Source organism: Methylosinus sp. Sm6, from assembly GCF_019802345.1.
In the GTDB taxonomy this organism is placed as follows: Bacteria; Pseudomonadota; Alphaproteobacteria; order Rhizobiales; family Beijerinckiaceae; genus Methylosinus.
The window spans coordinates 1-1,340 of sequence record NZ_JAINDZ010000113.1 but is presented as its reverse complement, the minus strand read 5'-3'; the positions used below and the strand labels follow the sequence as shown (position 1 = coordinate 1,340).

2 protein-coding genes are annotated in these 1,340 nt (G+C 67.6%); both read left to right on the top strand.

The window, feature by feature from the left end:
* The coding region (locus K3F48_RS23745; RefSeq protein WP_370631492.1) for an AAA family ATPase at nt 1-1,026 on the top strand (1,026 nt) is incomplete at its 5' end.
* Nucleotides 1,027-1,083: 57 nt separating this feature from the next.
* The coding region (locus K3F48_RS23740; RefSeq protein WP_222577904.1) for a hypothetical protein at nt 1,084-1,340 on the top strand (257 nt) is incomplete at its 3' end.

Sequence of the window (1,340 nt, the reverse complement as noted above, 5' to 3'; positions counted from 1 at the left end):
GAGATTAGTGAGCCTGCAGAAGCAAGCAATTCGGACAATACCGGATGGGGCGATCCCGCCGGAGAGCCGACGCATCTCGCCGAGAAGCCGCTTAATGAATGGCGCCGCGCGACGCGCGAGGTGCGCGCGCTCGCCGAGCAGCTCGGCATATCCATGGCCGAGGTCTGCCGCCGGGCCGATGTGCCCCAGGGCACACTGAGCCCCTGGTATGCCGGCAACTACAACGGCAACTATCCGAACACCACCGCGCGTGTGCGCAAATGGCTGGACGCCGAGGCAACGCGCCGCGCCGCCTCGCTGGCGACGCTCGCCGAGCCCGCCTTCGTCGAGACGGCAACGGCGCGCGAAGCGCTCAATGCCATCATCTATGCGCAGACGGCGCCGGCCTTCGTCTTGATCACGCTCGGCGCGGGAATGGGCAAGTCTACCGTCTCCCGCCATGTCGTGGCGACCCGGCCGCACGCCTATCGTGTCGTCATGCGGCCCTCGACCGGCTCCGTGCATTCCATGCTCAATGTGTTGGCCACCGAGATCGGCGTCGTCGAGCGCGATCCGAAGAAGCTCGCCTATACGATCGGCGGGAAATTGAAGCGCAATGGCCGCAACACACTGGTGATGGTCGACGAGGCCCAGAACCTCACGGAAGCCGCGGTCAACGAGCTGCGCTACTACATGGACGAGTATGGCTGCGGCATTGCGCTCCTGGGCAATGAGGAGGTCTCGACGCGCTGGGGCCAGACGACGCCGCGCGAGGGGCAGGCGCAGCTGCATCGCCGCATCGGCATGCGCATCCGCCGGATGACGCCGCGGCAGGCCGACATCGACGCCTATGTCGACGCCTGGAAGATCGAGGACCCGGAAGTGCGCAAGCTGGCGCGGGCGATCGGCCGCAAGCCGGGCGCGCTCGGCCAGATCGCCGAGTCGTTGAAGCTGGCTGCGATCATGGCGTCTGGCGCGGGGCGGGACATCACCGCCGATGATTTGCGGCAGGCGTGGGCGAACCGTGGCGGCGAGGAGATGCGGTGATGTCCATGATGATCTTTCGAGAGCAGGGCTTTTGCGGCACCGGCGAGGTAGGCGCGCATGGCTGACGCCTCCTCCTCCGGCCTCGCCTATGACCTGCGCGAGCTAGCGACGCTCATGCGCTGCGTCGAGAACGGCGATATGCGGCTCTCGTCGGCGATGGCCAGCGCCGTCGCCGAGCAGCTCTACAGCATCGCCGAGGAATGCGACGTGCGGCAGCAGCAGCTCGCCGCAGCCCGACGATGGCTCGGCGCGCAGAGCTTCTCCGAGCACTTCGCGCGCGACATCGCCATTCGCGAGGGCGTGCGCGCGGGGCG